Annotated in this window: 32 protein-coding genes and 2 tRNA genes; 14 read left to right on the plus strand and 20 right to left on the minus strand. The window is 41.7% G+C overall.

The genetic code is table 11. The features are described 5' to 3' along the window. Nucleotides 1–2 precede the first annotated feature (2 nt). From D0907_RS00435 to D0907_RS00460, 6 genes are all read left to right on the plus strand, one after another. The gene (locus tag D0907_RS00435) at nt 3–1,724 is read left to right on the plus strand and encodes a polyamine aminopropyltransferase (protein ID WP_118843873.1); all 1,722 of its coding nucleotides are present in this window, start codon (nt 3–5) and stop codon (nt 1,722–1,724) included. Between the two features lie 79 nt (nt 1,725–1,803). Further along, nucleotides 1,804–2,217: a YjfI family protein gene (locus tag D0907_RS00440; RefSeq protein ID WP_036974320.1), complete on the plus strand. Its 414-nt coding sequence runs from the start codon at nt 1,804–1,806 to the stop codon at nt 2,215–2,217. 24 nt (nt 2,218–2,241) lie between these two features. Continuing rightward, the gene (locus D0907_RS00445) at nt 2,242–2,934 is read left to right on the plus strand and encodes a PspA/IM30 family protein (RefSeq protein WP_074989603.1); all 693 of its coding nucleotides are present in this window, start codon (nt 2,242–2,244) and stop codon (nt 2,932–2,934) included. Between the two features lie 72 nt (nt 2,935–3,006). Beyond that, nucleotides 3,007–3,645, plus strand: coding sequence for a hypothetical protein (locus D0907_RS00450; RefSeq protein ID WP_036974324.1), 639 nt, complete (start codon nt 3,007–3,009; stop codon nt 3,643–3,645). Further along, entirely contained in the window at nt 3,642–3,959 is a 318-nt protein-coding gene (locus tag D0907_RS00455) for a hypothetical protein (RefSeq protein WP_036974326.1), read from the plus strand. Before D0907_RS00450 ends, D0907_RS00455 begins: the two co-directional genes overlap by 4 nt. A 72-nt stretch (nt 3,960–4,031) precedes the next feature. Then, nucleotides 4,032–4,217, plus strand: a complete 186-nt coding sequence (locus D0907_RS00460; RefSeq protein ID WP_036974327.1) for a hypothetical protein — start codon at nt 4,032–4,034, stop codon at nt 4,215–4,217. On the opposite strand, the gene D0907_RS00465 is transcribed toward D0907_RS00460, so the two are convergent. The 4 genes from D0907_RS00465 to D0907_RS00485 all read right to left on the minus strand — a co-directional run bounded on the left by D0907_RS00465 (nt 4,210) and on the right by D0907_RS00485 (nt 7,272). Continuing rightward, a complete protein-coding gene (locus tag D0907_RS00465; RefSeq protein ID WP_036974328.1) occupies nt 4,210–4,611 on the minus strand; it encodes a hypothetical protein in 402 nt (133 codons plus the stop codon). The genes D0907_RS00460 and D0907_RS00465 overlap by 8 nt on opposite strands. A gap of 13 nt (nt 4,612–4,624) precedes the next feature. After that, entirely contained in the window at nt 4,625–5,092 is a 468-nt protein-coding gene (locus D0907_RS00470; RefSeq protein ID WP_036974330.1) for a hypothetical protein, read from the minus strand. 128 nt (nt 5,093–5,220) lie between these two features. After that, a complete protein-coding gene (locus D0907_RS00475) occupies nt 5,221–6,597 on the minus strand; it encodes a class II fumarate hydratase (protein ID WP_074989604.1) in 1,377 nt (458 codons plus the stop codon). A 480-nt stretch (nt 6,598–7,077) separates the two neighbouring features. Beyond that, complete coding sequence (locus D0907_RS00485) at nt 7,078–7,272, minus strand: hypothetical protein (RefSeq protein ID WP_036974335.1); 195 nt, start codon at nt 7,270–7,272, stop codon at nt 7,078–7,080. Between the two features lie 183 nt (nt 7,273–7,455). Here D0907_RS00485 and D0907_RS00490 point away from each other — a divergent pair, with 183 nt between their 5' ends. Then, nucleotides 7,456–8,046: a DUF938 domain-containing protein gene (locus D0907_RS00490; protein WP_074989605.1), complete on the plus strand. Its 591-nt coding sequence runs from the start codon at nt 7,456–7,458 to the stop codon at nt 8,044–8,046. Here the strand turns inward: D0907_RS00490 and D0907_RS00495 are convergent. The 3 genes from D0907_RS00495 to D0907_RS00505 all read right to left on the minus strand — a co-directional run bounded on the left by D0907_RS00495 (nt 8,023) and on the right by D0907_RS00505 (nt 11,054). After that, on the minus strand, nt 8,023–9,162 hold the full coding sequence (locus D0907_RS00495) for a GNAT family N-acetyltransferase (RefSeq protein ID WP_118843874.1): 1,140 nt from the start codon (nt 9,160–9,162) through the stop codon (nt 8,023–8,025). The two genes, D0907_RS00490 and D0907_RS00495, sit on opposite strands and share 24 nt — an antisense overlap. Continuing rightward, the gene (locus D0907_RS00500) at nt 9,159–10,529 is read right to left on the minus strand and encodes an alpha/beta hydrolase (RefSeq protein ID WP_118843875.1); all 1,371 of its coding nucleotides are present in this window, start codon (nt 10,527–10,529) and stop codon (nt 9,159–9,161) included. Before D0907_RS00500 ends, D0907_RS00495 begins: the two co-directional genes overlap by 4 nt. Nucleotides 10,530–10,592: 63 nt before the next feature. After that, nucleotides 10,593–11,054, minus strand: a complete 462-nt coding sequence (locus D0907_RS00505; RefSeq protein ID WP_036974343.1) for an Lrp/AsnC family transcriptional regulator — start codon at nt 11,052–11,054, stop codon at nt 10,593–10,595. A 113-nt stretch (nt 11,055–11,167) separates the two neighbouring features. Between D0907_RS00505 and D0907_RS00510 the strand changes: the two genes are divergently transcribed. Together D0907_RS00510 and D0907_RS00515 are read left to right on the plus strand one after the other, a co-directional pair. Then, entirely contained in the window at nt 11,168–12,337 is a 1,170-nt protein-coding gene (locus D0907_RS00510; RefSeq protein ID WP_036974345.1) for a PrnB family protein, read from the plus strand. Continuing rightward, nucleotides 12,337–13,455 carry an aminotransferase class V-fold PLP-dependent enzyme gene (locus D0907_RS00515; RefSeq protein ID WP_075594405.1) on the plus strand — a complete coding sequence of 373 codons (1,119 nt, stop codon included), beginning with the start codon at nt 12,337–12,339 and terminating at the stop codon, nt 13,453–13,455. The genes D0907_RS00510 and D0907_RS00515 overlap by 1 nt, the downstream gene beginning before the upstream one ends. Here D0907_RS00515 and D0907_RS00520 read toward each other — a convergent pair. The 5 genes from D0907_RS00520 to D0907_RS20980 form a co-directional block, all read right to left on the minus strand. After that, on the minus strand, nt 13,427–14,191 hold the full coding sequence (locus D0907_RS00520) for an MBL fold metallo-hydrolase (RefSeq protein ID WP_075594404.1): 765 nt from the start codon (nt 14,189–14,191) through the stop codon (nt 13,427–13,429). The genes D0907_RS00515 and D0907_RS00520 overlap by 29 nt on opposite strands. Before the next feature lie 63 nt (nt 14,192–14,254). Continuing rightward, the gene (locus tag D0907_RS00525; protein ID WP_075594403.1) at nt 14,255–14,731 is read right to left on the minus strand and encodes a DUF4124 domain-containing protein; all 477 of its coding nucleotides are present in this window, start codon (nt 14,729–14,731) and stop codon (nt 14,255–14,257) included. Between the two features lie 108 nt (nt 14,732–14,839). Continuing rightward, nucleotides 14,840–14,932 (minus strand) — tRNA-Ser (locus D0907_RS00530). 53 nt (nt 14,933–14,985) lie between these two features. Further along, nucleotides 14,986–15,076: transfer RNA gene (locus D0907_RS00535), tRNA-Ser, on the minus strand. 224 nt (nt 15,077–15,300) lie between these two features. After that, nucleotides 15,301–15,441: a hypothetical protein gene (locus D0907_RS20980; protein ID WP_162898013.1), complete on the minus strand. Its 141-nt coding sequence runs from the start codon at nt 15,439–15,441 to the stop codon at nt 15,301–15,303. Nucleotides 15,442–15,763: 322 nt separating this feature from the next. On the opposite strand from D0907_RS20980, the gene D0907_RS00545 reads away from it, so the two are divergent. Next, entirely contained in the window at nt 15,764–16,612 is an 849-nt protein-coding gene (locus D0907_RS00545; protein ID WP_118843876.1) for a diacylglycerol/lipid kinase family protein, read from the plus strand. Between the two features lie 55 nt (nt 16,613–16,667). Here D0907_RS00545 and D0907_RS00550 read toward each other — a convergent pair whose 3' ends face one another. Beyond that, on the minus strand, nt 16,668–17,597 hold the full coding sequence (locus D0907_RS00550) for a DMT family transporter (protein WP_036974353.1): 930 nt from the start codon (nt 17,595–17,597) through the stop codon (nt 16,668–16,670). A 110-nt stretch (nt 17,598–17,707) separates the two neighbouring features. On the opposite strand from D0907_RS00550, the gene D0907_RS00555 reads away from it, so the two are divergent. Then, the gene (locus tag D0907_RS00555; RefSeq protein WP_075594417.1) at nt 17,708–19,141 is read left to right on the plus strand and encodes an aminotransferase-like domain-containing protein; all 1,434 of its coding nucleotides are present in this window, start codon (nt 17,708–17,710) and stop codon (nt 19,139–19,141) included. 63 nt (nt 19,142–19,204) lie between these two features. Here D0907_RS00555 and D0907_RS00560 read toward each other — a convergent pair whose 3' ends face one another. Further along, nucleotides 19,205–20,005, minus strand: coding sequence for a YggN family protein (locus tag D0907_RS00560; protein ID WP_065978869.1), 801 nt, complete (start codon nt 20,003–20,005; stop codon nt 19,205–19,207). Nucleotides 20,006–20,396: 391 nt separating this feature from the next. Here D0907_RS00560 and D0907_RS00565 point away from each other — a divergent pair, with 391 nt between their 5' ends. After that, nucleotides 20,397–20,585, plus strand: a complete 189-nt coding sequence (locus D0907_RS00565; protein WP_036974357.1) for a PA3496 family putative envelope integrity protein — start codon at nt 20,397–20,399, stop codon at nt 20,583–20,585. A gap of 54 nt (nt 20,586–20,639) precedes the next feature. On the opposite strand, the gene D0907_RS00570 is transcribed toward D0907_RS00565, so the two are convergent. Together D0907_RS00570 and D0907_RS00575 are read right to left on the minus strand one after the other, a co-directional pair. Next, the gene (locus D0907_RS00570; RefSeq protein ID WP_075594400.1) at nt 20,640–21,122 is read right to left on the minus strand and encodes a glutathione peroxidase; all 483 of its coding nucleotides are present in this window, start codon (nt 21,120–21,122) and stop codon (nt 20,640–20,642) included. Nucleotides 21,123–21,189: 67 nt separating this feature from the next. Continuing rightward, entirely contained in the window at nt 21,190–22,056 is an 867-nt protein-coding gene (locus tag D0907_RS00575; protein WP_051501983.1) for a LysR family transcriptional regulator, read from the minus strand. Nucleotides 22,057–22,213: 157 nt separating this feature from the next. Between D0907_RS00575 and D0907_RS00580 the strand changes: the two genes are divergently transcribed. Then, a complete protein-coding gene (locus D0907_RS00580) occupies nt 22,214–23,368 on the plus strand; it encodes an iron-containing alcohol dehydrogenase (protein WP_036974363.1) in 1,155 nt (384 codons plus the stop codon). Between the two features lie 6 nt (nt 23,369–23,374). Here the strand turns inward: D0907_RS00580 and D0907_RS00585 are convergent, their stop codons facing one another. Continuing rightward, nucleotides 23,375–23,674, minus strand: a complete 300-nt coding sequence (locus D0907_RS00585) for an AzlD domain-containing protein (protein WP_036974365.1) — start codon at nt 23,672–23,674, stop codon at nt 23,375–23,377. Further along, a complete protein-coding gene (locus tag D0907_RS00590; protein WP_036974367.1) occupies nt 23,671–24,378 on the minus strand; it encodes an AzlC family ABC transporter permease in 708 nt (235 codons plus the stop codon). The genes D0907_RS00585 and D0907_RS00590 overlap by 4 nt, the downstream gene beginning before the upstream one ends. A gap of 153 nt (nt 24,379–24,531) precedes the next feature. On the opposite strand from D0907_RS00590, the gene D0907_RS00595 reads away from it, so the two are divergent. Further along, on the plus strand, nt 24,532–25,182 hold the full coding sequence (locus D0907_RS00595; RefSeq protein ID WP_036974369.1) for a cytochrome b/b6 domain-containing protein: 651 nt from the start codon (nt 24,532–24,534) through the stop codon (nt 25,180–25,182). A gap of 61 nt (nt 25,183–25,243) precedes the next feature. Here the strand turns inward: D0907_RS00595 and D0907_RS00600 are convergent, their stop codons facing one another. Further along, nucleotides 25,244–25,696: a c-type cytochrome gene (locus D0907_RS00600; RefSeq protein ID WP_036974371.1), complete on the minus strand. Its 453-nt coding sequence runs from the start codon at nt 25,694–25,696 to the stop codon at nt 25,244–25,246. A 103-nt stretch (nt 25,697–25,799) separates the two neighbouring features. Beyond that, entirely contained in the window at nt 25,800–26,270 is a 471-nt protein-coding gene (locus D0907_RS00605) for a DUF2721 domain-containing protein (protein WP_036974373.1), read from the minus strand. Nucleotides 26,271–26,425: the final 155 nt, after the last annotated feature.

A 26,425-nucleotide genomic window follows, 5' to 3' on the forward strand; every position in this document is an offset into this window, starting at 1 on the left:
AAGTGTCTCATACAGCGGCTTCGCCAAGTAGAGCCTCTCTACTTGGGCATGATTTTTTATTAATTACTGTGATGGCCGTACTCGCTGGGTGCGGCCTAATTTATGAATATCTACTATCGCATTATGCAGGGCGTGTTCTTGGCTCTGTTGAGAGCGCCATTTATGCCATGATAGGCACAATGATCGTGGCAATGGGGATCGGGGCATTTTTAGCGCGTTGGTTTAAAGACGCATTTACTGCATTTGCATGGCTTGAAAGTATCATTGCCTTAGTCGGTATGGGGTGTATTTTAGCAATTGCCAGTGTGATAGCTGTTAGTTATTCATTGCCTCATCTCTTCTCTAGCATCTTTAACTTACCAGCAGATACAGTACTGGATGGCTATGTATTTGAAAAGCTACAAGAGTGGTCGCGTTTTTTACCTTATGTATTTGGTCTGTTGCTTGGGCTTTTAATCGGTATGGAAATCCCGTTAATAGCACGTATTCGTCAGCAAGTTTATGGCCGTTTTTTAGAGAACAACGCGGGTACGATTTACGGTGCTGATTATATTGGCGCTGGGGTCGGTGCTGCAATTTGGGTGAGTATTATGCTGGCAATGCCAATCATGCAGGCTGCTGCTTGGACGGCATTGTTTAATATTATTGCCGGGCTGATCTTTTTATGGCGTTACCATCAACACGTGCGTTTTGCGAAGGTGTTATTAATGTGTCACGTGTTGCTATTAGTATTTTTCGCTTTTGTGTTAGTGCTTGGTACGAGCTGGATGAAAAATCTTAGTAACGTTTTATATAAAGATAAAGTCATCTACTCGCAAGCAACTAAGTATCAGCACTTGGTGTTAACCGAGCGTTTGAGTCGCAATCAGCCAACTGCGATCACAGATTTATACCTCAATGGTCGTTTGCAATTTTCAAGCGTTGATGAGCAAATTTATCATTCGATGCTGGTGTATCCTGCGATGCTAGCTTCAAATCGCCATGACCGTGTGTTAATTATAGGCGGCGGTGATGGGTTGGCGCTTCGCGATGTTTTGAAGTGGCCAGTAAAGCATGTCACCTTGGTTGACTTAGATGGTCAGCTGTTAAACTTATTTGGTAATGATGTGGGCGACTATGATGCGCCAGAGACTATCAGAAAACGCTTAATTGAGCTGAATAATCACTCGATGAGCGATCCTCGAGCACAAATCCTTATTGCAGATGCCTTTTTGGAAGTTGAAGCTATGCTTGCGAAAGGAGAGCGTTTCGACACCATTTTAATTGACTTACCAGACCCTAATCATCCTGACTTAAACAAATTGTACAGTGATTATTTCTATAATCATGTTCGTCAGTTATTAGCCCCAGATGGTGCAATGGCAGTGCAGTCAACGTCTCCTTATCACGCCAAAAAGGCGTTCTTAAGCATTGCCAAAACAGTCAGGGCTGCCGGTTTTAATTACGTAGAGCAATACCAGCAAAATATCCCTTCATTTGGCCAATGGGGATGGACTATTGCTACCACCACAGGCAAGCCTGCGAGTAGCCGAATTCGCGAAACAGACAAATTACCAGTACCTTCTCGCTGGGTAAGTAAAGAGTATTTATTGGCATCTTTTGTTTTTCCGAATCATTATTTTGAACAAGTAAATACAATTGAAGTCAATAGATTAGGTTCTGGAACTCTGTATGATTATTATCGTCAAGCGTGGCAAGTTGAAACCGAATTGTACAAAAATTGATATTTTATAGTTGACATAATATGTCGGCTATGCAAATCTTAACTCAGACATAATATGTCAAAACGTAAAAAGGTGAGACATGGAATTAAATGAACTATCAATCAAACTGGCTTCTTTTGAAACAGAAGGTGTGAGCTTTGAGTCTTTCTTGATTGCCAACCCAGGCGAACAAGATGTATTGCAAGTTATCGTCGATGGGAATGATGAGTTACCTATCTTTGTTACGCAAACCGAGGAGCAGCTACTGTGTATTAGCTACTTGTTTGCAGAGGACGAAGTAAAAGCAGATATGCGTGATGAGTTAAACGAAACCTTATTACGTTTGAACGTGCCTATTCCATTAAGCGCATTTGCAAAGATTGATGATAAGTACGCTATTTTTGGTGCACTGTCGGTTAATTCATCGTTTGATGATATTACCCATGAGCTGGTAACACTCGCTGATAATGCGATTGATGCACTTGAAGCCGTGACGATTTATTTAAACGATTAATTAGCAATTTCCGGAGTTAAGATTATGAGTATTTTAAAGAAACTATTTACAGCTGTACGTGGTGGCGCTCGTGAAGCAGGGCAAGCGATTGTTGATGCAAACGGTATCCGTATCTTCGAACAAGAAATTGCTGATGCACAAAACGCGTTACAACGTGCTAAAAAAAGCCTAACAGAAGTGATGGCAAAAGAGATGCAAACAAAGCGCAAAATTAGTGCGTTAGATGCCTCTATTGCTGAACATGAAGCCTATGCAGGCCAAGCGCTTGAAAAAGGCAATGAAGCATTAGCGCTTGAGATTGCTGAGAAAATCGGTGACTTTGAAACAGAAAAAGCAGAGCATGAAGGCGTGTTAGCCGGTTTTAGTAATCATATTGTGACACTAAAACAGCAAGTAAAAGAAGCTGAAAAGTCGATTAAAGAGAACCAACGTCAATTAACGATGGTTAAGACAACTGAAAGCGTGCAACAAGCAACGATGGCAGTAAACAGCACACTGAATACAAACAGCTCATCAATGACATCAGCGCGTGAGTCGTTAGAGCGCATTAAACAGCGCCAACAAGACCGTCAAGATCAGCTTGGCGCAGCTAAGCAGTTAGAAGCGGATACGAATGGCGATGATTTAAAAGCGAAAATGGCTGAAGCGGGTATTGGTGATACTAGCCCTAAAAGTGCAGACATTTTGGCGCGCATTAAAGCTAAGCAAAACAGCTAATTTTATTAGCGGAAAGACAAAAGGTAACCCATGCACAGGGTTACCTTTTTTGCTTCAACAAGGAGTCAGCCAATGTTTAACTTTTTCAAATCTAAAAAAGCCCCAGAGCGCCAATTAACTGAACCTAGCCAATTACAAGTAGGTGATATGCTGAGCGTGATTGATTCGTTTGCTTATCCAAACTGGTTAAAGGGGCAGACATTACGTGTTATTGATGTACAAACGTATCAGTACCAACGCAGTGCTGAGTATGAGCTCGTTCTTGAGAGTGAATCGGGCCAAGTGGTGTTCTTGCAAATTGAATCTGATGATGGTGAGCAATGGGCAAACTTCGCGATTAAAATTCAACGCGATGATGTAGACGAAATATTTACGCTTGATGAGTTTGCACGTATCTTCGATGAAGATGAGTTAACCACAATTAGCGTGCAAAACACCCCTGAACGTTTTAGCCACTTTTTAGCTAAGAGCTACAAGCAAACTGAAGCGCCTTATGTATGTTATTTCCATAATAAAGATTATCGCAATAAACCATTACCTCGCTACGAAGATGAAGGCGGTGAACCATGCGAAATGATTTGTTTAAGCTCGGATGACGAGAGTTATGGCTTGAACATAGAAATTTGGGAAGGTGGTGAAACCGAGGTATCACTCACGCTAACACGCCCGATTAGTGATATTGTTGATTTATTTCCTGGGGATGCCAAGTGAGTGATGCAAAAGCAAAATGGCAGCGTCAGGAGCAAGCGGTTCGTGCCACGCAAATGGCGTTTGATCTAAGCAGTGAAGTACAAAAATCAATTAAAAAGCAAGCAATTGATCAAGAACTGACCCCATCAGATATGATTCGGAAAATTCTTGAGCTCGACGTTAAGTCTAAAAAAACCAGACAACGCTTATCGTTTAATTTAAATGACGAAGAAATTGCTCTGTTAGCTGCGCGTTTTGGTGTTGATGCAGATGATAAACGTGCGGTAAAGCAGCGAGTTGCAGAGCTATTGATTGCCCACAGCCAACGTAAATAAGGGGTGTAGTTTTGCCTTTGTGACATTAAGCCCTTACACTGAGGGGGAGATGTTTTAAAGAAGTGGCGTGTTGTGGATATTATTTTAATTGCGTATTTAGTTATTTTTGCATTATTTGGCACCGCCGCAAGTTACTTTGTGCGTTACATTTATGCTTACTGGGTGCACAACACGATGCATGTGCACTACATCTATAAGGCCGGAGTGTGTATCATCAGTGTGGTGATTGTATCCGGCCTTATGACATTATTTACTTAATTTCGATTGCTTGGCATTGCTCTGAAATACACAAAGATTGTACAGGCAAAACTGGCGAGCAGTCGTTAACACTTAACGGTTGTTCTGAATCTTTTTCTAATGAAGTGATCTGCTCAGCCAGCTGCTCGGCCTGCTCTTGTGGGGTGTTTAGCGTTGAATAAACCACATAGCGGCTTGGGCCACCACATGCGCGCTCACCTACTTCTAACACCTTACACTGGAAGCTTGCACTGCAACTATTGTTACTTACGATCTCGTCCAGTTGTTCATTTAAATCACTTAAATCAACACCTGTAGAGCCGCCAACAGAGGTGCTCTCACAGCCTGTTAATGCAAGCGCTGCCAACATCGTTGTGGTGATGAAAAGTTTATTGAAAGTCGATGAACGAACCATTATTGCTTATTCCTTAGTATACACTTGCCGCTGAGCCATCGATTTTAACACAAGTATTTGCAGAACACTGTGTGCCTGGTGCCGTTAGATGCTGACAAATACTCATAACGTCATTGGCTGCATTGTATTGGCTTTCAAGGCTCGTGATTTTTTGAGCTATTTTCTCAACTTCACTGCTATTGGCTGTTTTAGTTGAATACACAACATAGCTGCTTGGGCCACCGCATGCACGGCTACCAACAGGAAGTACTTTACACTGGCTACTGTTATCGCAGCTTGGGTCTTGAATGAGTTGTTTGAGCTGTTGATGGGCAGCAGTAATTGTTGTTTTTTCGGGTGCCGACTTGCTGATTTCAACTGCTTGAGGTGCATTTTCAAGTTTACTGGTTGTTGCTTGTAATTCGGTTTGTTTGGTTGTTGCTGCATCAGAGCACGCGGTAAGTAGCGCGGGAAATAATACAGCTAAAAGTGAAAAGCGCATAATGGACCTATAAATCGTTGAATAAGTACTCACCATCATACACTTTGCACTCAGAGGGGCAATAAAAACGTTGTCTTTCAGTAAGTAGCTCTGTCATTACAGAGCTACATTGTGTACAGGTTTAATTGCTATAAGCCACCTTTTGTAAGCTTTGCTGGGTCGAGCAATGTATTCAATTCTTCGCGTGAAATGTCAGTATGCTCAGCGGCAACATCAATAATAGGGCGACCTTCTTGATAGGCCAGTTTGGCAATTTTAGCGGCTTTCGTATAGCCGATCACCGGATTAAGTGCGGTGACTAAAATAGGGTTTTTAGCTAATGCTTTATCAACATTGTCTTGATTAACACTGAAACTGGCAATGGCTTTATCGGCAAGTGCCTCACTACTATTTGCCAACAGCTCAATGCTTTGCAGTATGTTTAATGCAATCACGGGTAACATCACGTTAAGCTCAAAATTACCGGCCTGACCTGCTACTGTAATGGTAGCATCGTTACCAATGACTTGCGCACTGACCATGGCGGCAGCTTCTGGGATCACAGGATTCACTTTACCAGGCATGATCGATGAACCGGGCTGTAAAGCTTCTAATTCAATTTCACCTAGACCAGCAAGTGGACCTGAGTTCATCCAGCGTAAGTCATTGGCTATTTTCATTTGCGCCACAGCTAAGACCTTGAGCTGTCCAGATAATGAAACAATGGCATCTTGTGAGCCAATGTTGTAAAAAAAGTTTTTACTTGGACTGAAACGGATACCTACGTTTTCGCTTAGGTGTTGGCAAAAAGTAGCAGAAAATGCAGGGTCTGCATTGATACCAGTACCAACCGCGGTGCCTCCTTGAGCCAGCTCGCAAACACGCTCAAGTGATTGGCGTATGCCTGTCATTGCGTTATCGATTTGGCATTGCCATGCTGAGAGTGTTTGCGCAAAACTGACGGGCATTGCATCCATTAGGTGAGTACGCCCCGTTTTAATAATATGACCCACTTCAGCTTGTTTACTCTGTAAGCGTTGGCTCAGCTTGTCTAGTTTAGGAAATAACTCGTAAATAATATTAATTGCGCTGCTGACGGCAATTGCAGTGGGGATCACATCATTAGAACTTTGCCCCATGTTGACGTCATCATTCGGGTGTACTGGCTCATTAGCAAGGGTCGTTGCCAGTGTGGCAATAACCTCGTTAGCATTCATGTTCGAGCTGGTGCCGGAGCCGGTTTGGAATACATCGACAGGAAACTGCGAAAAGTGCTTACCATCAATGATGGCTTGGCAGGCTTGTTCAATCGCATTCGCTTTTACTTGGCTCAAATGTCCTAGCGCTGCATTACTCTGCGCCGCTGCTTGCTTAATGTAGGCAAGGGCAGTAATAAATTGCTTTGGCATGGTCAAGCCGCTAATTTTAAAGTTGTTGATAGCACGTTGAGTTTGAGCTTGATACAAGGCATTTACGGGAACGTGTAGCTCACCCATACTATCTGATTCGGTTCTAAATTTGCTCATAAACACTCCTAAATAGGGTTAAACTCTTGACTTAGAACGCAGGCTTCTCGCTCTAAGCAAAAATATTTTTCAATACAGTTATGAGTTTTGTAGTAACGCTTTAACGCGAGCTGCGGTTTGTAGAGTTGAGCTAAACATTGCTTACGAATAGCATTGTGAACTAGAGAATCGCACATTTTCTCAAGTAGTTCATGAAACGTACGCCTTAAATACAATTCTTGTAAAATAAAGCTTTGATGTTTTTCGTAATAGCGTGCGATGTTTAATCCCGCTTCAATATAGCCCGCAACCAACGCTGGAGCATGAAGCCCCGGTCTTTGACAAACACATTTCATTTGCCGCTGATAATTGAGCATAGCATTGTGAGAGTACATAAGAAAACCGATTAGCTGTAATGATAACTATTATCATTACAGCTAATCGGTTTTAGTGCAAGTCTTATATAACGGTGTTAAGACTGAATAGATTAACTGCAGAGGTTTAATTATAACCAAGAATAAAAATCTGGTCTGTTTCATGTTTTTTCGGCGCCTGTACATTTTCTTTATTGCATTGAGAAAGAAGATCAATCACGGTTGCTCTGTCATCACAACTTGTTAAGGCGGCTTTTTCGCTTTCTGCACGCTCGCTCGCGGCAATGGCTGCATCGACAGCAGTGTAAGGTGAGATATACATTATATTGCTCCTATTGGTTTGCTCATTACTGAATTTGCATAAGCTATACCAATCATGTTTATAAAATATAATCCTTTGAATTAAATGAATTTAAATTATTTTTAATGCAATAGAGCGCGACATTATTGTGGATTTTTGCTTTACTGTTGTGCATTAATTACCAAACATGGTGCAAAAACTGGTATGGAAAAACCATTCTCTCAAGCCTGTGAAAATAACAAATCACCCATTCTTCACGTATTAAAAGACTTTTTTGCCGATGTAGAAAATGTACTCGAAATTGGCTCAGGTACAGGGCAACATAGTGTGCACTTTGCCAAGCATTTAACGCATTTGCAGTGGCTATGCAGCGATCGTGAGGTGAATCACTTAGGTATTTTACAATGGCATCAGGAAGCATCGTTAGCTAACTTGCATGCCCCTTTGTCACTAGATTTACAGTATGCTTGGCCTGTTGATAGCGTGAACGCAATCTATACCGCCAATACACTGCATATTATTAGCTGGCCGCTGGTTGAGCGTTTCTTTCAAGGGGTTGAAAAGCATTTAGCCCACCAAGGAAAGTTATGTATTTATGGGCCATTTAAATACCAAGGCAATTATACAAGTGCCAGTAACGCTGAATTTGATACCTTTTTAAAGCAACAAGATGCAAACAGTGCAATACGTGATTTTGAAGCTATTTGCCAACTTGCAGAGCAGGCAGGCTTAACGTTTGTTGAAGATGTACAAATGCCAGCTAACAACCAATTACTGCTGTTTAAACGGCAGTAGGGTATCGCACTGTGCTTTATAGAGTGCCATGTGTTGGCGCTCTCTGGCGATAAAATCGTTGATAGCCGCAGCAAAATCAGGCTGTTGAATATGGTGTACTGAGTAAGTGTAAACGGGCTGAAACCCTCGGCTTATCTTATGCTCACCTTGTGCTCCAGAGTGAAACTGTTTTAGCTTATTGGCAATGCAGTATTCAATCCCTTGGTAATAACACAGCTCAAAATGCAGGCTGTCGATTTCATCATTGGCGCCCCAGTAGCGACCATACAGACACTGTTTATCTTTAAAGCTTAAAGTCGCAGCGATAACTTCATCAGCCTGTTTAGCAAGCATCAATACTAACTGTGTGGGCATTGTATCTCGTAGTCGTTGAAAAAACGCATTATTTAAATAACCTGTGTGACCTGAGCGTTTAATATAAGTTTGGCTATAAAAGTGGCTAAAGAGCTGCATGTCCTGAGCGCTTATAGTGTTACCTTCTCGCCACTCGATGGTTATGTGTTGTTGAGTGATTTTGGCACGCTCTTTTTTTATCGACTTTCGCTTGCGTGCTGTCAGTGAGTCTAAAAAATCATCAAAGTGAGAGTATGCTTGATTAAACCATTGAAACTGGACGCCTTGACGTAGCATAACAGCATCGCTTTTTAGTGATTCAGCCTGTTGCTGGTGGCAAAAGTTGATATGCCAGCCCGACCATTGCCTATCGTGCGCAGTATTTGTTAATACTTGCGTTAAATAATTATAAACACTGTCTGGATTGGGGTGGTTAATGCTCAGTCTTTGACCTTCAATGGGTGTAAAAGGCACGGCAGATAACCATTTGGGGTAGTAATCTAAACCATGTTGTTGATACGCCTCTGCCCATGCCCAGTCAAACACATATTCACCGTAAGAGTGATACTTTATATACCCGGGTAGTAGAGCAACGATATGTTTTTGCTGGTAAATTGCCAGGTGCATTGGTTGCCAACCTGTGTTTTTACTCACGCAGCCAGTGTGCTCAAGCGCAGCTAAAAAAGCATGATCGGTAAAGGGGGTATCATGAAAAAAACGCTGCCAAATTGTCGTATCAATATCCGTTATTTGATTAAACCAACGGTGACTAAATTGGCTCATTGTTCAGAGGCCCTTTCAACGTCTTTAATAAAGTCTGTGATATGTAAGCTGAGCTTATCGAAATATGGATTGAAGGTGAGTCTTGCAAATGGCTTATACTTCGCTAAATTCTCTGCTGTGCGCTCACCAATAACAATTTCAGGCTGATATTTACAGGCTTTGTATAGGGTATCGTCATCTAAATAACTGCCACAATTTCGATAGCGGGCAGTGCGGCCATAGTGTGGATTGCTTGGTTTATTAACGATACCAATATGTGACATGCCTTGAATATTTTTACAGTCTTCGGTGTCGCAGTCATCGCTAATTATCAGGTAATCGGCTGGAAAACTATTGGGTATATTTTTATCATCACCGTAATAAACAAGGCGATTAAGTTGGCTGTTTTTATGAGTTTTGGGATTGTGTAGCTTAGCTAATAATTTAAACGTTACTTGATTATCAATCGTGGTATCAACATCGCTAAAGGTGCTAAAAAAAGCAACATCAGGTAGTGAACGGTGTTTTAGTTTATCTAAGCTGATGCGCTTCATGGCTTCATAACTGGCTGATGCGGCATTAAATGGAAAGGACTCATATTTTGCAAAATCGAGATCGGCATCTTTATCTATCCAGTTTATAAAGGGTATCGCGTTAACCCACTTGGCTAGCCAGCCATTTTTATTATGGGGCTCAGTCGCGGGTGAAAACAGCATCGCGCCGATAATGTGTTTATCAACGGGACCTTGGGTTAAATAATCAATGATCATTGCTGCACCTGTTGAATACCCCCCTAAAATGACCTGATCAAAATCTTTTAACGTGCGTTCAATAGCGTAAGTGCTCGCCTTGTACCAGTCGTCGGCATTAATCTCTTTGAGTGCTCCTGGTGCTGTACCGTGCCCTGGTAATAACAGGGTACGTACCGTATAACCTTGTTGATAATACACTTGAGCTAAATCATGGTAGGTAAAAGGTGAGTCGGTTAAGCCATGGATTAATAGCACTGCCTTACGGCTCTGTTTTTGTGTTAACTCAAAAGGGCTGATTAAATCTGCTACTGTTGCATTTGCAGGGCGTGATCCTTGCGCAACGAGTAGCTTATAGATGTCGGTATAGACTGGGCAAGGCAGCGTTGCGCGGGGATTTTCGCTGCTAATTTCAAGGTAAGCAGCTGTAAGGTAGTCACTATACGCTTGCTCGGTGTTATAACTAAAGGTGCTGTGTGAGCGAGGAAGAGGTTCTCTGAAAAGCCCTTCGCGCTTACTTTTCATCATGAGATTTTCATCTTCCAGTTGGGTTAAACACGTTTCTTGCTGTGCCTGTAATGGGGGGCTGCCGAGTCCAAAAAGAATGAGAATAAAGGCAACTAAGTTGATGAATTTCATTGTATAAGAGTCCTTTTAAGTATTCAGCTTATCGCGTTATTGTCGTATTGCAAGTACGCAGCGTCACGCTAAAGGTAAATGGCGTTTAGTGAATGCTTGCTTTAATACCACCGTCGATTCGATATTGGCAATACAATTGATACTGCCTAATTTATGTTTTACAAAACTTTCGTAGCTTTCTAAATCAGCGGCAATTATTTTTAATAAATAATCATAGCTGCCTGAAATAACCGAGCATTCCAGTACGTGTTCAAGCTTTTCCACTTGCTGTTCAAACTGCTCTGCAGCAGCAACTGAGTTTTGATTTAAGCGTACAAACGCATAAACAGAGACATTTAAGTCAACCGCTTTGGGGTTAATTGCAGCATGATAACCACTAATCACATTACTTGATTCAAGCTTCTTAATTCGGCGCAGGCAAGGAGTATCAGAAAGGCTGACTGATTGAGCAAGCTCAGACACAGATGTACGTGCATTATCTTGTAGTGCGTTGAGCAATTGTTGGTCTTTTTTGTCTAGTTTCATTTCTATTTGAGTGATTTTCACTAATTATCACAAATTCTAGCTTATATTTTAGCGATTAGCACTCAGTGAACTCTGTTAACATTATCGCAATATATTTATTTTGGAGTAAGCCTGTGACTGAGAACACCAAGGCATTTGATAGCTGGCTGCGTACCCGATTTGTTGAGATCAATAGCGAACTAGAAAAACTATATTGGCAACAAGACGATAAAGCGAATGTAGAAGGCGTTGGCGAACACCTTAAGCACCAGTTAGAGCAGGAAGGGAATGAGCATATTCGTGCCTTATTAGCAGAAGGCAATACCGACGAAGGTTTTGATAATGCCTTTGATTTATTAGGCAATGTTGGCTTATTTATGGCTGCATGTCGTCGCCATGAAATTACTGAACCCTCACGCGAAACCACTTCTCCCTTGGTTGATGCGTCGGCACTTGCTATGCACATTGGCGCATCCATTGGTGTTACACCACGCTTTGCGACTGCTCATTTAACCACCCACAATAAAGCGGTTGATGGTCTTTATAAGCGCTTTACAAATCTTGAAGATGAAAAAGTCTTTGTTGATTACAACACCAAAGGAATTTTGGCTTACAAACGTGCGGCAGATGCGTTACTAAAAATTCAACCATTAGGAATTTCGCACCCAATTGCCGCCGATTTATTAGCTGTAGCCAAACATGCATTACTGGATGTCATCGAGTCAAATAATGCGCTGTATAACAAACTCGATACTGATCGTTTCTTTTACTGTGTGCGCCCTTATTACAAACCCTATCGCGTAGGGAAAGAGGTTTATCGTGGTGCAAATGCCGGTGATTTTGCAGGCATTAATGTGATTGATATGTTGCTTGGACTTTGTTTTGCTAACGAGCCAAGCTATTCGCAAATGCTGGTGGATAAATTTTTATACATGATGCCAGAAGATCAGCAAATATTGCGTGAAAGCATGCGGATGACGAGTATCATGGATGACTTTTTAGCCGCAGAAACTGAACGAGATAGTGAATGGCTGCAAACAAACTTAAAGTTATTTATTCAAGTTTGTAAATTGCATGGTGACACAGCAATCGGTCATCATAATCAACTCGTGAGTAAGTACATTGCACAGCCATCACAAAAAATGCAGCAACAACATATGGATAAAGTCACGGCGAGTGGGCCACCGTTACATGTGTTGCTTAACTCTCTTGAGCAATTACGTGATCGCCGAGCCGCAGCAAAGCGCGACGATATCCGCACTCGCTACGATGATTTAACTAAGCTAAAACAGTGGATTAAGTAATGCGTAAACATGACTTTATACTCGCCCCAGGAAGCTATTTATTAAATCATTCTGTGGGCCGCGCTTTAAAATCGGCAGAGCCGTATTTTCATGAGCATTTTTTTGCCGCTTGGCAAAATGAAAATAAAGAGCCTTGGCAGCAATGGTTACATGGCGTTGAGGCATTTACATCAAGCTTAGCGCGGCTGTTTAATTCGGATGCAGAGCTATTTTGCCCACAAGTGAATTTATCGAGTGGCTTAACAAAGTTAGTGATGTCGCATCCGCGTTTGCAACAGACAAACTGCACAGTATTAATGGCAGAAAGTGATTTTCCTAGCATGGGATTTGCGATGCAAAAAGCGCTCCCTGAATGCGCTGAAATTGTGTTTATTGGCGCTGATGAGGATTTAACCGATGCTCAGGTTTGGCAATCATATTTGGCTAAGCAAGCGTTCGATTTAGTGTTTGTGAGTCATGTGTATTCAAATACTGGCCAGCAAGCTCCGATTGCTGAAATCATTCAAATTGCAAAGCAATCCAATACGCTAAGCCTGATAGATATCGCTCAGTCGGCAGGTATTTTAGAGGTGGATTTAACAGCACTTGACCCCGATTTTATGCTTGGCTCGAGTGTTAAGTGGTTGTGCGGTGGCCCAGGTGCTGCTTATTTGTGGGTCAATCGTCATCAACTTGCATTGTGTCAGCCAAAAGATGTTGGTTGGTTCTCTCATCAAAATCCATTTGAGTTTGATATCAAGCATTTTACTTATCATCATACGGCACTGCGTTTTTGGGGAGGAACGCCATCAGTCGCACCGTGTATTTTAGCTGCGCATAGTATTCGCTACTTTGCCGATTTAGGCATTGATAAAGTACGCGCCCATAACTTAGCAATGCTTGCTACGTTGCATGCTGAGCTGAGTGAATATATGCGTTCGCCAAGTGCAGCAGATAAATGCTCCGGCACGGCAATCATGCATTTTGGTCGTAAACAACAGACGGTTAAAGCGGCGTTGCATGAGGCTAATATCGCTGTTGATGAACGTCATTTAGGGCTAAGGGTCTCAGCCCATGTTTATAATGACGGCAATGATATAAATGACTTTATTAAGACTGTGAAAAGCGTTTTAGATTAAGTGCTTGTCGCGCTTTTGCCTTTACAGAACGCCAGTGTGTCATCGGCTTTTTAGGTACCAGCGCTAAAATGTGTTCGAAATCGATGTCATCAATATGCATTTCATTACTGTGCGCAAACATAATGCGTTGAGGTTTAAGGGCTTTTAGCATTAATAAAGAGTTTAAATACAGTTTAGGATAAAACACAGGAAAGGGTGGCATAAGCTGCCCTTTCACTTTTACGAGTAAGTCGGCAATGTAAATTCGCTCTGTGGGAATATGGTACAGGCTAATATCGCGGTCGGTATGACCTGGCGTATGCAGTGCTTGCCAGTCATCAAAATTCGGCAGGGTAGAGTCGGTTGCTAAGTAATAGTCGGCATCTAGATATCGGCTATACCAAAGATTGCGTCTTTCTTTGTTTAGCCGACCTGCAACCCACCATGCAAGAGCGATATCGGTCAAGTGCATTAAAATACCATCAAGGCCCTTATACCATTGCCCCGGTGCATTAGATGTCGCAATTTTTGCACCGCTTAGTTTTCTTAGGGCATGGGCGCCACCGGCATGATCGGGGTGCATATGAGTCACAACAATCAGTTTTAAATCAGTCAGAGGGCGGTTGAGTTGTTCGGTAATATAGTTAAATACGGTGTCGACATCAGCGCGGCAACACCCATCGAGTAGCATTAGTTTGTCGGGATATTCAACTAAGTAAATATTTTGAATATAGCCTTCGATTGTGTGTATGTGCATTACCCTCGCTCCCTTAATTAACCCGTCTCAATTGTTATATCATGCCTGACCAGTTTAGGAAAATTAGGGGGTTTGTGTGCCTTTCAGTTGCTTTTTACGCTCTTCTAATTGTTTTATCTGTTGTGCAAATTGCGTAAGTTGGTTTTCATAGTATGAATTTATGCGCTTACTTTGTTTACTTATTGCATCGTCAATCGAATCTGCACCTAATCTGTTCGCCGCATCTTGAGTCATTAACTTAAGTTTTTCTATTCGTTCGCGCTGTTGTTGCTTTAGGTTTTTACGTTCTAATTCTAGTTGTTGAATTTTGCGATCGATTTCTTGGACTTGTAGGTAGTCATCAACGCTTAGCTCAGGCTGTTTTTTTGTATTATCGGTGAGTTGTTTAGGGGGAAGGTTGATTTTTATGATAGTGGCGTCTTTTCCACAGGGTTGCTCTGAGAAAGTGGCAACACCCTTTATCATGCATTTATAGACAGTTGCTTGGCTGCTATTCGCGCCTAACAGTAATGTTAAAGTTAACAAAGCTGAACTGATCATGGCGTCTCACCGATAATTTAACTGAGACTTAGCATGCATGATTAACAATAAAAGGTGCAAGTTTTTGGGCATAAAAAAACCGCTAAAAAGCGGTTTTTAATAATAAAATGGTGGAGAAGGAGGGATTCGAACCCTCGATAGAGCTACAAACCCTATACTCCCTTAGCAGGGGAGCGCCTTCGGCCACTCGGCCACCTCTCCAACGCATAATTCAGATTGTAACTTGCTGATAATTATCAACAAATAAAAATAAGTGGTGGAGAGATAGGGATTTGAACCCTAGAGGGGCTACAAACCCCTGCCGGTTTTCAAGACCGGTGCATTCGACCACTCTGCCATCTCTCCACAAAGTGTTGAGAGAATAATACTTAGCTGAATCGGTTGTGTAAATAGGAAAAAGTTCGTTTGCTTGTTTTTTGAGCGTAAAGACGGTGTTTTTTGTAAAAAGCTTTAAATTTTTGCTGTTTTAGTGCTTTTAAAAAGAGGGGAGCAGCAAACGAGGAGCTAAAGAAGATGCTTCGTTAGTGGTTGGGTGTTTGCTGCACCTAAAAAGTAACCATGGTTGGGGATTACTTATATTGTACTGCACCGCCAAGCGCTAGCTTTTTGCCGTAGCGATTAAGTTTTGCCAACATTTTTGCTTTGCGGTTAGTTGGTTTTACGGCAACATGAGTTGCAGCATTTTGATTTAAAGTGTTAATTGGGTTCATTACTTTGCTCCAGATTTTGTTTGGTTGAAAACATGGGTATTTTGCAGGCAAAGTGAACAAAAATAAAACGATAAAATTTGAGTCTACCGGATAACTTTTTCTCATCTGAATGTGCCTTGTTAACGGTGGGTTAAGTTACGTGCCTCATTGTTTTTTGAATAATTATGCTAAGGGAGTTCGCTCTAAAACCCTTGTTTATAAGAGTTTTTAGATTTTGAAACTTTGTTTTATGCGTTTTTAAAGTTTCAAATTGAGTATTTATTCAGATTAATTTAATTTGAATAAAAAGAGGTTTCTTGCTAAGAAGATGAAGTGATAGTTGATGTTAATAATAATAAAGCCAAGTGACAAAAAAAATACTAAGCAAAGTGTCGAATGGTTATTAAACGAATGCACATTACGGCACATTGAGCCGCAACTTTTCTTTACCACGGGACACTTTGAAAGTGACCATAAAGCAATTGCGAATCTTGCAAAGCACGTTAATCAGGCTGTTGTTATTGGTGGCGATGGTTCACTGCATTTAGCCATTAATGCACTGTTTGGTTGTGATTGTTCAATTGCCTTATTGCCAGCAGGGACCGGTAATGACTTTGCGCGAGGCTTTGCTTTTAAGCCGCAACAATGGCGAGACGCTGTCTTTTCAGGCCATACTCAGTTAATTGATGTTGGGAAAATTAATCAGCGGTATTTTATTAATGTGGCTGGGGTCGGTTTTGATGCGGATGTTGTTAGTCAATTAAATCAAGTGGGGCGGTTTACTGCGTTTGGTTATCTATGGCAGGGCATTAAACAGTTATTTTCTTTTCAAGCAAAGTCTTTATCTGGGGTATTTGCCGACAAGCATGAAGAGTTCACTAATTTAGTGACTTTATTTGCTAACCATCATTATTTTGGTGGAGGCTTAAAAATTGCGCCTCATGCCATATTGAATGATGGAGAGCTTGAGTGTTATCGCATGCCAGCAGGTAACTTAGTGAAGAATTTACGCAGTTTTTTACATCTCATTTTTGTAAAACATCATAATTTAAAGGAGCTTCAATACTGCCGTTTGTCTCGTGCCGAAATACACACTGCCGGTTTGCTAATAGAGGCTGATGGCGAGTTGGTCGGTGTGACACCTGCAAAAGTTGTCATGTATCACCAAGCATTACGTTTTCATTTACCATAAAAAAGCGCCTGCTATTTTTAGCAGGCGCTTGGTGTTAGAGGTGACATAATCACTTCTAACTGGGGACAGAGCGATTTTGCAGACTATTTCTTGTAGCAAAAAACGCTTTAATTCGTTGTGTGGGCGTTAATACAATGGCATTGCCAAATAGCACTAAACTAAACCCTATAAATGTGTTGGTTTGCCACTCAAACCCTTCAAACAATGTACTCAGTACGACTGCAACCAGAGGAAATAATACAATGACGTAACTGGCGCGCTCGGGACCAATATTTTTCAATAGCGCAAAATAACAAGCAAATGCGATGACAGTGCCAAATATGGCTAAGTAAAGTAGCGATACCCAGTAACTTGCAGGTGCAGTGAATGTCAGTTGCACGTCGCTTATTAATACATACACGGCTAAGCCAATAGCACTGTAAAGCATGCCCCATGCATTCCCCTGCATAACGCCAATATCACGCTGAGAATTGCGGACGCTGATCATATTACCTAATGAAGCCACAAAGGTCCCTGACAGCGCAAGTAGTAACCCGACCAACGTACCATTACTCAAGTCGAACTGCTGAATTTGTGGCCAAAACAAGCTGGCGATACCCAAAACGCCTAACAATGCGCCAACGTAAATTCGCTTGGCGATTGGTTTCGAAAAAAACAGTCGGGTATTAATAATATTCATCACTAATAGCATTGAGAATGCAATGGAGGCCATGGCAGAACTAAGGTAATTTTGTGCCCAATACAGTGTTAGGTAGTTCAAACCAAAGTTAAATAATGCCAGTAGGGTAAAAAAACCATGATCACGCCATGAATAACGCATCGGCAGGTTTTTAAATAACACAAATGCCCACATTAAAATGGCGGCAATCGCAAAACGATAGAACAAAGAAATTTCAACGGCGACATCACCTAGTTGAAACTCAATAGCCAGCCACGTTGATCCCCAGATCAATACAGTTGCAAGGTAAAGAGCGGCGCTTTTCATCTTTATTGCCTAAATAGGGTAAGTGTGTTTATTTTAAGTTGATTCTGTATACTTAACATATACAGAAAACTACAAATGCAACCTATACAGTTTGGTGAGCTATGTCACAAGTGATCAGTCGCAGTAACAGTGAGTTCTTGTATCAGCAAGTGACTCAGTTAGTAAGAGATTTATCGTCACAGGGATCGTTATTACCCGGTGAAAAACTCCCTTCATTGCGAAAAATGGCTGAAAAGCTTAATGTCAGTATTCCTACCGTTAAGCAGGCCTATCAGCTTCTTGAGGGGCAAGGGTTGATTGAAGCGAGAGAGAAGTCGGGATACTTTTTAAAATCATCGCAGTTAAATCAATCAAGACCCAAGCGCGTGAAATTAAGCCGCGAGCCAATGACTGTCAACAAGCAAGCGCTGATAGAGCAAGTTTATAGCGCAATTCACAAAGCCAATGTTGTCCCGTTTGGTATTGCTAATCCAATTGCTGCGGCACCCACCGATAAAGCATTAGCACGAACGATGCGCCGAGTGATGACATTGGCCGGAGCTACGGTAATTAATTATGGGCCGATGGATGGCTTTGCTCCGTTAAAAAAGCAATTGATTCATCGTTATTTAGATTTCGGAATTGGTGTGGCGAGCGATGAATTGGTGATCACCAATGGGGCACAAGAAGCGCTTGCCATTGCACTAAAATGCGTGGCAAAACCTGGTGATGTGATTGCGATTGAATCACCTTGTTACTTTGGCATCATTGAGTTAATTGAAAGTTTAGGATTGAAAGCGCTGGAAATCCCACTATGCCCAGATGAAGGCATTTGGTTAGATGACTTACAGCAGGCGCTAGATGAGCATGATATAAGAGCATGCGTGTTCTCTACCTCATTGAATAACCCCGTGGGGAGTTTTATGCCTGATAGTAAGCGTGAACAGCTGGTCGCTTTACTCGAGGCTCGTGATGTTGTGCTGATAGAGGATGATGTATACGGTGACCTACATTACACCGCAAAACGTGCTACACCAGCGCAGGCTTACTCTAAAAAAGGATTGGTGATCACCTGCGCCTCATTTTCAAAAACGGCTGCACCGAGTTATCGGATTGGTTGGATTATTGCGGGCCAGTTTGCTGAACAAGCCAGACGTTTTAAACGAGCCTTGAGCTGCTCAGCGCCATTGATCAATCAATGGACCTTGTATGAATTTATTGCCAGTGGTGAATACGACAGAAATATTCGTTTATTACGCCAGCGACTAAGTGCCAACAAAGAGCGAATGATTTGGTGCCTGCAGCAATATATGCCAAGTTGTGCACGTATTAGTAACCCGCAGGGAGGGTGTGTTATTTGGGTGGACTTAGGGAGTCAATATGATGCCGTTAAACTATTCCATTTAGCATTAGATGCGGGGATTAGTATTACTCCTGGGCTTATTTTTTCGGCGGGGAAAAAATACCGCAGCTGTTTTCGATTAAGCTATGGTTTGCCTTGGTCAGAGCGTTTGGAAGACGCAGTCAAAACGTTGTCACAACTAACCGTACTTGCAAAAAAATAAAAAAAGCGCAGAGCAAGCTCTGCGCCATAAGACCAAGTAGATTGGTTCAGGGATGTTAATGCATTACAGGGTGTTCTGTTTGAACGTGAACAGTTGGTATTCTTTGAGTTGTGGCACTAAAGCAACGAGCTGTTGCTCTTTGTGAGCAATATCGGCAAAGCTGCCACACAATGCGTCGGCACGTTTTTCAAGTTGCGCTGCTTGTGTTTCTACACGCGCTTCGATTTGTTCACCCATGTTTTCCATGCGCTGTTCAAACGTGTCCATGTCACCACCCGAGCCAAGAAGCTCAGAGCCTAGCGCAACTAAAATACTGCCCATTGATTGCATCATTGCCGATTCAACTGCAGACTCAATTTGTTGGTCGAATTGTTCATCAAAATTTTGACCAAACTTTTCAAAACTTTGCTGACCCATGGTGAATGCACCTTGTTGGTAAAAGGTATTTTGCACTTCTACACTAATCTCATCCATTAATTCCGAGATGTCATCAAAGCCACTAATGTTGAATGCGTTTGCCACTTCTTCAATTGCAACACCGGCAATTTTCACACCCTCTAGAGCAATGTTTGCCACTTCGGGTAGTTGGCTACGTAAGCTATCTGAGTAATTTGCAATAGCTTGTTGTTGAGATGCATTCAGCGAGATGTTTTCGCCATCAATGTATAAGTTATTTTGATCAATGATTTTCATTGTGCGGTTATCAGCAGTGAACACTTCTAATTCGTTTGGCGTGATGCGAACATCGTTCTTGAACTCAACATCACATTGCTCACCACTGAATGAAATATGCGTATCATTATCGTTATGAGCCATAGCGCTGGTTGCGATAAATAAAGAACTTACTAACAATAACTTTTTCATTTTTTTCTTTCCTGTTTGAAATGACGAAAATAAATAATCAAACTTAATGCCAAGGTTTTTATTGTGTTTATTTTCATTGAGTTATGTTGTTTTTGTGGTTTTTTAAAATGAAATCTGTTTGGTTTTTTAACCATTTTTTAGTCAAATTAACTAAAAAACATACGTGGATAAATGTGTTTTATCGAAACGATAAAAAACTCTCACTTTTCAGAAATCAAATTTAGCGCTATTTATTCACAATATTGACATATCGCCACTTTAGCATGGCGGTGTGGCTTTATTTTGGTGGTTTTTTACATACTAAATAACCACTGAGCTTTTTAATCTTTGCCAATTCACAGAGCAAATTTTAATCTCCTGAATTGGTCTCAAACACTTTATGGAGTGGGTTGTGGGTAAGACATTTAGTTATGATGCGCTAGATGACGATTTTGTTGAAGACGAGTACGAAATGGTCGGGCGTAATCAACACGACAAGAAAAAGCAACGCGTTAAGAAGAAGTTGGAAGACTATCTTGAGCAAAAACGCTTGCGCAGAAACTTAGGCGAAGACGACTTTGATGAGTACATGAACGACTAAGCATAAATTTAGATAAAGAGGCTATTGCCTCTTTATTGCTTTTTGATTCGAGGTTTATTTGCTCAGTGCCGTAATAATTGCAGACTCGATGTGTTCTGGTTTAGTGAGGGGCGAGAATCGTTTAATTGCTTTACCATCCCTACCAATCAGAAACTTTGTAAAGTTCCACTTTATTTTACGGGTGATAAAGCCCGGTAGTTCTGATTTTAGGTGCCTAAAGACAGGGTGAGCATGTTCACCATTGACATCCACCTTACTCATCATTAAGAAACTCACGCCATAGTTGATGAGGCAGCCTTCCTTAATTTCTTTTGCGTCACCGGGCTCTTGTTTACCAAACTGATTACACGGAAAGCCGATAATAATGAGGCCTTGATCATGGTATTTTTCGTGCAATTTTTGCAGGCCTTCGTATTGTGGTGTAAAACCACACTTGCTCGCTGTATTGACGACTAAAACGACTTTATTTTCGAAATCAGAAAAGTGAACCGTTTGGCCTTGTAAGTTGGTTGCTGAGAGTTGATAAAATTCGTTCATAATAGTGACTTTTTATTATTATTTGATTGATTCTAACCCGCTTGCCTTATTTCTGAAAGTGTGAATTTTATTCAGCGAATTCATTGGTAAGGTGCTCAATTAGTAAACGTACGCGGTAAGGCAAGAGATCTTTGCGCGGATACACCAACCAAGAGGCGTTGTCGCTGACTTGAAAGTCATCCAGCACTGTTACAAGTTGCCCTTTTGCAATATAGGGCTCAACAATGTCGTGTGCCAAATGTGCGATTCCGATGCCAGCAATAGCTGCACTTAAAATGGCTTGAGGGTGATTGCTGCGCCAATTGCCATTTATACGGACTTCTTTGATGTGTTCATCAATGTTAAAACGCCAACGTTTTCTCATCGCGATTAGGCAATTGTGTTCAGTCAACTCATAAGGGTGCGTTAAGCGTGGATGGTTGGCTAGGTATTCAGGGCTTGCGACAAGCGTCATTATTCGCTTGCAAAGAGGTCTGGCGATAAGATTGGAGTCTTCCATGCGGCCAAAACGAACGGCTAAGTCAAAGCCCTCTTCAACTAAATTGACATTACGGCTATTGAAGTCGATTTCGACTTCGACCTCTGGGTAGCGTTTGACAAATTCGGCAACTTTCGGTGCAACTTGATTGGCAACAAATTCACCGGCACCTGTAATACGAATAAGCCCTTTAGGTTGGCGTTGCTCACCCTGTAACTGGTTATTCGCATCGATAAGCTCTTGCCGGATTGCTTTAAGTTTGATCGCATATTCTTTTCCGGCCTCTGTCAGGCTTATTTTTCGCGTGGTACGCTGAAAAAGGACTGACCCTAAGCGGTTTTCAAGTTGTTGAATTTGCCTACTAATATGTGAAGTAGAGACCTCCATCGCCTTGGCTGCATGGGTAAAGCTCCCTTGCTCAACAACATATAAAAATTCGTCTAAACCTTGCCACATATTCATATCCTAAGATTTCTAGCTAGTGTGAGTTTACGTTAATTATTATTGCATTACTGCAAAAGTGATTATCTATTTTACCGCTTTATCCCTATATAAAAATAACTAAAATGGTTTATTCACTGATAAAAACTCACATCAACGATGAGGAAGCCACATGTTAAATTTTAGTTTTGAAAACCCAACCAAGATTCATTTTGGTGAGCAACAGATTAAAGAGATTCAGTCAGAAATCCCTAAAAATGCCAAAGTACTCGTCACTTATGGTGGTGGCAGCATTAAGAAAAATGGCGTTTATGATCAGGTTAAAGCAGCATTAAGTGAGCATACGTGGTTTGAGTTTGCAGGTATTGAGCCAAACCCAAGTTACCAAACCTGTATGAAAGCCGTAGAGCTTGTTAAAGAAAAGCAGATTGATTTCATTCTGGCTGTAGGTGGGGGTTCTGTGGTTGATGGCAGTAAGTTTATTGCCGCTGCGGCTGAATTCACGGGTGAGCCTTGGGATATTTTAGCAAACGGCGCAGAAGTAAAATCGGCGGTTGCACTCGGTGTGGTACTGACCTTGCCTGCAACGGGGTCTGAGTCGAATACCTTTAGTGTTGTCTCAAACCTTGAAACTCACGATAAACTTCCATTTGCCAGTGAGTATGTGCGCCCTCGTTTTGCGGTACTTGACCCCGCAGTAACGTTTTCATTACCAGAGCGCCAAGTGACTAACGGGATTGTTGACGCATTTGTACATACTATGGAGCAATACCTTACGTATGATGTAGGTGCAAAGTTGCAAGACCGCTTTGCCGAAGGAATTTTAATGACCCTCATTGAAGAAGGGCCTAAAGCATTCTCAGAGCCAGAAAATTATCAGGTGCGCGCTAATATTATGTGGTCAGCAACAATGGCATTAAATGGGTTGATTGGTGCGGGCGTACCTCAAGATTGGGCAACACATATGATAGGGCATGAAATGACAGCAGTGTACGGCCTTGATCATGCGCAAACCCTAGCGATTGTATTACCACGCATGATGGCTGAGCAAAAAGACACTAAGCGCGGTAAGTTACTACAATATGCAGAACGTGTGCTGGGACTGGATATTACCAATGAAGAGGCGGCAATTGAACACGCGATAGCTGCAACGGAAGCTTTCTTCCACAGTGTTAAAATGCCAACACGTTTGAGCGATTATAACTTAGACGACAGTGTGGCAGATAAGCTTGTTGCGCAGTTAGAGCGCCATGGCATGACTGCTCTGGGTGAGCGTGAGCAAGTGACACTTGAGAAAAGCCGCGCTATTTTGCTCGCCAGCGTATAAGTTGCGTTAGCTCAAGATTATAAATAATCCCATCCCTGCCAGTGTTGTGTAGTAAATGTTGTGTGTTTTGTAAGCCACAATAACGGCAAGTACCGCAGCACTTAGGTAGGGATTTTGCCAATCTAAATTAATCCCTTCATCATTAATAAATACAATGGGCACCCAAATAGCAGTGAGCACGGCAGGAGCACTAAAACTCAAAAACTGCTGCATTTTAGGGCCTACCTTAAAAGGCAAAGCGCGGTGTAGAAACAAGTAACGCGTAAAAAAAGTAATACACGCCATTAATACAATCGTGGTCATCATGCACTATGCTCCTCTTTTGCTTGCCAGCGGCTAATTGCGTAACCAACCGACATAGCAATCAATGCTGCTGTTACTAACCATAACTGAAAACCGTGGCTTTTAAGGAGGGTTGCAACGACTCCTGCGGTGACGACGGTGGCAAGTGTTGCGAGGTTTTTCACCCCTGGCACCACTAATGCAATAAAAGTGGCGGCAATAGCAAAATCAAGGCCTAGGTTTGTTAAATCGGGCAATAAGCTGCCAGCAACAATACCAAGCAATGTCCATATGTTCCATGCGATATAAAAACTAAAGCCAGCACTTAAAGCATAAATAAGGCGCAGCTTTGTTTGGTAGGCTTTAGGGTGATGCGAAAAAGCAAATAACTCATCGGTTAAAACAAAGCTGACAGGTAAACGCCAACCAAATGGTTGATCAATGACTTTATGGCGGATGGCTAGGCCATACAAAAAGTGTCTTGAACTTATAATAAGCGTGGTAAATAAAATAGTGAGTAAGGGTGTATTGCCAGCCATTAATTCAATCGCGACTAACTGCGCAGAACCGGCAAATACGAGTAGTGACATTGCTTGTGTTTCAAACGCACTAAAACCATTTTGGATTGCTAAAGAGCCACACAGAATGCCCCATGGGATGACGGCTAAACATAGCGGGAGCATGTCGAAAAAGCCTTTTAATAACGCTTTGAGAATAGGTTTTTGCATTTTATCGCTCTTACTTGTTGTTATGGCTCAGATCAAAACACCTGTAATAGAGGCGTGTCAAAATAACCGAAGTTTGCAATAATGTATACCCCAATGCCTTACCGGTTCTGGTCTTTTTAAGTGCTTTGAGTATATTTCATAGGGAGCGTTATCATGTCTAAAGTGAAAGTATGGGATGGCTTTATAAGAAGCTTTCATTGGTTATTAGTTGTTGCAATTGCAACGCTTTATTTTAGTGCTGAAGAAGGCATGCTGGAGCTACATTTTGCAACCGGGTATTTCACGCTAGCGCTCATAATCACGCGTCTTATATGGGGGGTTATTGGCAGTAAAACGGCCAAGCTGTCCTCATTGATACATTCACCGATTGCGGCAATTAAGTCATTTAAAAATAATGAGCATAAAGCTGGTCACGGGGCTGCCGGCAGCTATATGGTCATTGCGTTTTTTATATTAATTTTGGCGCAACTAGGCTCAGGATTGATGACCAGCGATGACATACTTACCGATGGACCGCTTGTTAAATATGTATCTACGGACACGGTTGAGTTTGCAGGTTGGTTACATCACCTGAACTTTGATATTTTGCTGTATGCTATTGTGCTGCATGTAATTGCGATTGTGATATATCGCATTAAAGGCAAGAACCTCGTTAAACCAATGCTGACGGGCAGTAGTGAGCAAGTTTCTGTGACTGAGCCTGTGACAAAATCACCCTTGCTTGCATTCGTTATTTTTGCGCTGTGTTTAGTGGTACTTTTTACCACATGGGGTGCTGAGCCATTAAGTTATTTGTTTAATTAAGTGAGTTGAGTGAGTTAAGTGTTAAAAAAGGCGCAGACAGCGCCTTTTTTAATGTCGTTGACTAGTCTTTAAATGACTTATGACAGTCTTTACATCCTTTAGCCCACGCACCGAATGCTTTACCAATTACTTTCTGATCACCACTTTTTGCTGCAACCGCAAGTTCATCCGCATATTGCTGGAAAGCGACTGCTTTTTTCATAAAAGTGTCGTTATCGCTCCACACCGCGGGAAGCGCTGATGTTTCGCCTTTGTCTGAACCTGCAACAAATGCTTCCCATGGCATTTTTGATAAAGCGGCAGCATTATTTGCTCGCATTTGGAAGCGCTCAGCATCAAAAGGGACTTTTCCTTTTAACATGTCGCCCATATCACCAATTTGTACACGGATCATAGAAAACGCAGCTTGGCGGTATTCAATCGCGTCGCTAGGTTCTTCGAATACGGTGCTTGCTGTTGCGCCTAGTGCCAGTGTCGATAACATGGTACCTAATACTAAGTGTTTTAATTTCATTCCTTTTGCCCCTTTAGATGTCATAAAGATAAACTGTTTGAGTTGTATCTTAGCTAGGTGTTTTATTCAAGTGTAATGCGGTTAATCTTAACTTAAGTTTAATTTAATCATTAATATCAATGTCAGCGAAGATCATCCCGCGTCGCATGCTACGTGTTGCTAAGAAAACTTCGCCAAGTAACGATAAAAAGCCACAAATGAGCAGTGCCATCGCAGCCACAAAGCAACTGGCAATGGTCACACTTAAGTTGATAGAGTGAATGTGTGATAAAAATAAACACATAACCACGGCGCACACGAGCAAAGCACTTAATACACTTGCACTAAATGCAATATGAATACAGCGAGAACGTTTTAGCAGGGCTCTTAATTCTGTGGTCAGTGACTTATTGAACTCTTCGTCGGTACTGACTTTTAGCTTTCGCTCTAACTGCCTAGCGCGGTCTGTAATACGCGCTAAACGATTTGATAAAACACCTAAGGTTGCCGCAATACCGGTGATTAAAAAGACTGGAGCGACAGCGGTTTGTATAACCTTTGCCATCGTTAGTATGTTAATGACTTCTGAGTTCATTGTGCCTTACTCTACTCTAAAAATACTACTTTCGTTTACAAACGTTTACATCAAATTTATGATGTCAAAGCTCAATTAAAACAATGGGGTAGATTAACATTGGCACCTTTTGTAGGTTGTAATGTAACCATAATGTAATCGAGATGTTGTTCTGG

This window comes from Pseudoalteromonas lipolytica (assembly GCF_003515105.1).
In the GTDB taxonomy this organism is placed as follows: Bacteria; Pseudomonadota; Gammaproteobacteria; order Enterobacterales; family Alteromonadaceae; genus Pseudoalteromonas; species Pseudoalteromonas lipolytica.